At 46.4% G+C, this 3,603-nt stretch carries 3 protein-coding genes; all 3 read right to left on the bottom strand.

The window, feature by feature from the left end:
• The coding region (locus ACESNI_RS03795) for a polysaccharide deacetylase family protein (RefSeq protein WP_373085134.1) at positions 1-461 on the bottom strand (461 nt) is incomplete at its 3' end.
• Positions 462-532: 71 nt separating this feature from the next.
• Positions 533-2,353, bottom strand: coding sequence for an HAD-IIIC family phosphatase (locus ACESNI_RS03790; protein ID WP_373085133.1), 1,821 nt, complete (start codon positions 2,351-2,353; stop codon positions 533-535).
• A gap of 117 nt (positions 2,354-2,470) precedes the next feature.
• Positions 2,471-3,448, bottom strand: coding sequence for a glycosyltransferase family 2 protein (locus tag ACESNI_RS03785; RefSeq protein WP_373085132.1), 978 nt, complete (start codon positions 3,446-3,448; stop codon positions 2,471-2,473).
• Positions 3,449-3,603 lie beyond the last annotated feature (155 nt).

Genomic DNA, 3,603 nt, shown 5'->3' with positions numbered 1-3,603 from the left:
TATATAGAGTTGGCGCGGAGATTGGAAAAATCAACTACACCGCTATTCACACCCGGCCGAATGCCCCGCGCGGTAACGTATTTATTCGCGGCGATTCGCCGGGCAGCCAATGTTGTCCCGCCGAACGGATAGGCAAAATTCAACAAGCGTCGATCATCTTGCAACTTTTTAAAGTACTGGCCATTCAAGGCGATTTCCTGAACAAGCTCTTCTTTGCTCAAGTCTTCACAATTTTTATGATGAAAAAGGTGAGATCCGATTTCATGGCCAGCCTTGATCAAGTCCAGCAAATCCTGCTCGCTGTGACACAGCATCTCTGCTTCATACTCATCCGTAAGCCCGCCGCAAATATAAAAAGTCCCGGCAACCTCGTATTTTTCCAGGATTTTCCCACCGACTTTTGCGGCGGTTTGTGGAAAGTCGTCGAAGGTAAAGCTGATGACGGGCTGACCAGATTTCATGCGAAAGGGCTTAACCGGCACGTTAGAGGAGACAGTTCTGAGGGCTTTTCGCTTGATTCTCTCAATGATTGTCATTTCTGGTTCACCGTCACAATATTGTTGGTCGGAAGCTCAACATCATCAGGATAAGAAAGTATTGATTTTTGGTCGTCCTTATCAGTCTCGATGAATCCCATGTCGGAAAATATCTGCGCCGACGGCGTATTTTTGGGAGATTCTTTATATTCAACCTTGAAAGCCTGTTTGCCGGGCTGATGAAACTTACGAATGACATGGGTCAGGAACGCATGGTCTACGCGCTTGCTTTGAATACGACAGGAAAACATTAAATCTTGCATGGTTGCATCAGATATCCGGACAATGGAAAAGCCGATAACCCCATAGTCACCAAACCGATCCTGACAGGAAAGAACATAAGTAGCTAAATCCGGATTTTCCATTATAGAGGACAGGGCGTCGCGTGAGTAGCGGTTGCCCGAGAAATTCATCTGGTTGGTTCTTTGTGCCAGTTCATAAACCCGGTCCAATGATTGTTCCGAGAGCGGTGCGGCGGTCAATTGAAGATTGCATGAAATAAGGAATTTCTCATAATCCCCTTCCGACGCTCCCTCAGCTTCCTCCCGTTCAATCTGGTCCTTATAAAGATGTCGCCGACCCTTGCTTTCCTTCGAAACAGGTACATCGAATGCCGGATTGTTCAGGATGGTATCGATCTCCGTTACATCGAAGCATAAAACACCCGGCAGCGTTTCAGAGACCTCCGCTCTTTCAAAGGGCTGGTCATCTATGAAGGCAAAAGTGTCGATACCAATATTGAGTCGTGTTGCAATGCGTTCAAGCGCGAGGCTTTTTGGGCCCCAAGATATGTCAGGATAGAGGAAATAGTCTTCAAGATCATATTTTTTGAGAACGGCAAGAGCCTCTTCAGCGTTATTCTTGCTGGCAATCGAATTTAATATTCCGCGTTCATCAAGATTTTTGATGAGCTTGACGGCCTCTTCATTAAGAACAAGTTTAGCTTCACCGTCCTCAATCAATGTGCCAGACCATAAAGTATTGTCGAGATCCCACACGACACATTTAATTTTTTTAGGCTTTGGGGATGCCGTTCCGGCTGGCGCTGCGGGGGCCTGAGCCTGTAAGTCTTGATTAATTGCAAAATCCACCGCACCAAAATAAAGAACGAGCCCTGGCATGTCCGGTTGCGGTTGTAACTGAATGAGAAAATCTTCTTTCAAATCAATAAATCGGGTAATGGATTCGAGAGGAAGACAGACAAAATTGTAACCTGGTTCAAGCTCCATAAAATGCTGAAACTGTACCTTGTTGGCAACCGCCGTGGGCCTCATCGTTACGGATACAGTTATAAGGTTCGCAGAAGGATTATAGCATTCGATGATGAAGCAATTGGGCTGAAGGGTGGTCGAGTCAGGTGCCGTTTGCCGCTTTGGTTCTTTAAATTTACGGCGAATGCGGGCCCCAAGAATATTTAGGCCGTAAGGTATTGGCATACTGTGTTGAAGGGCCGAGAGACGCACATCCATCCGTTCCTTCTGGAGGGCTTGGGATAGCGGAAAAAGCTGTGTGGTTCCCCGGCCTTCTAGCTTCCCCCATTTTCGAAATGTGATTTTCATCAAATGGCTTGTTATGCCATTCGGCAGCGATACGCCAACAATACCATCTTCAAAACGCCGGCATTTAAGGTCCGACCGCGGCGTATAATACTCACAGGTACTGAAGCAACTCGGCATCGTACATTCAGTACAATGCTCCTCCCAAGCTATCAGGCTGCGGTGGGTAATCGATTTATCATTTACGGAAAATGGTGCCGTTATTTCATTTGGCAATACCGCAGATGTCAAAGTAGTTGTTGAAATTTCAGTTTCGTACATAGGAGCTCTCGAAATGGAGTAAAGAGATAAATATATTAAACACAACTCGTAAAACGACGGGTCACGGAACTTAAACTTCCTGAACGAATAAGAGGATCAACGCATCAAGTTTACCATTTATCCCGCCGGATTCCTCCAGGTAGTACGCCGACCCCAAATATTTTTCCATACGGACGCAGGTAATTGCGATGATTTCCAACCGGCAGCGGCCAAAATAGAATGAGCTAAATATCGGGATAATGGCCATAAGGTTAGTAAATAAACTGCAAATCGGCCGGAACCCGGAGAAAAATGCTTTTGGATAAGTTTTACTTTTGCATTTAGAAGACGAACCATCTTATCGGATTGCACTGTTTCCGAGGCACCCCCATGATGTATAATGATGGCGCGGGAAGTTGCCAGAGGCCTTGCACCCAATTTTGTAGCGCGCAAGCACAGATCCGCTTCTTCGCCATACATGAAGAAGTCTTTATCAAATCCACCAAGCTCTTCCCAGAAATTCTTTTGAATGAGCAGGAAACAGCCGGTTATAATATCGACATATTTATCTCCCTGCCGATCCCAGCCGCCCATTCCCTCAACATTGAAAATAGACGTATTTTTGAATACGGAAGACAGGCCCGAGAGAGTGCTTATCAGACTCCAATATGTCATGCGTCCCCAACTGGACGCAGGATTTAGACGCTTATCCGGAAAAACAGTTCCCCCGCCCCAGATCCTTGCTTCCGGACGACTTTCAGAGAAGGCGACAAGTTTGTCGATGGCACCGTCGAGAACTTCCGTGTCGGGGTTGAGCAGCAGCAGGAATTCCCCGCTTGCCTGTTTGGCAACAACATTATTGGCGGCGGCGAAGCCGAGATTTTCGGCTGAGCATATAACCGTTGCCTTGTCAGAGTACCGGTCCATAAGGGCCTCCGCCGAGCCATCTGTCGAGGCATTGTCCAGTATGATCAGTTCGAACGAGGTGTCACGGGTTTCGGCAAAGACCGTTTCAATGCATTTCAACGTCATGGCGCGCGTGTTATAACTGATCACAATAATTGTGAGCTTGGGCGGCGTCTGTATCTCGGTGTTCTGCTGTGGCGTGATATTCATTGTAGTATTTGTCCCGGCGTTGCCGTGTTTTCATGATCTAAAGTCTGAAGTTAAACATATAACAGTTTCAAAAAAATTAACCAAATTTCGACATTATGCTCAGATACTATTGTTTAACGCGGAAAATTAACTTGGAAATACATATGAGCACACAT

This window comes from Sneathiella sp. (assembly GCF_041689005.1).
In the GTDB taxonomy this organism is placed as follows: domain Bacteria; phylum Pseudomonadota; class Alphaproteobacteria; order Sneathiellales; family Sneathiellaceae; genus Sneathiella.
The sequence above is the reverse complement of the archived record's forward strand: the minus strand, read 5'-3'. Positions and strand labels throughout refer to the sequence as shown.

What these genes read in the sequence shown, in the direction of transcription:
- ACESNI_RS03790 (WP_373085133.1), bottom strand. Translation starts at nt 2,353, where the DNA reads ATGTACGAAACTGAAATTTCAACAACTACTTTGACATCTGCGGTATTG.
- ACESNI_RS03785 (WP_373085132.1), bottom strand. Translation starts at nt 3,448, where the DNA reads ATGAATATCACGCCACAGCAGAACACCGAGATACAGACGCCGCCCAAG.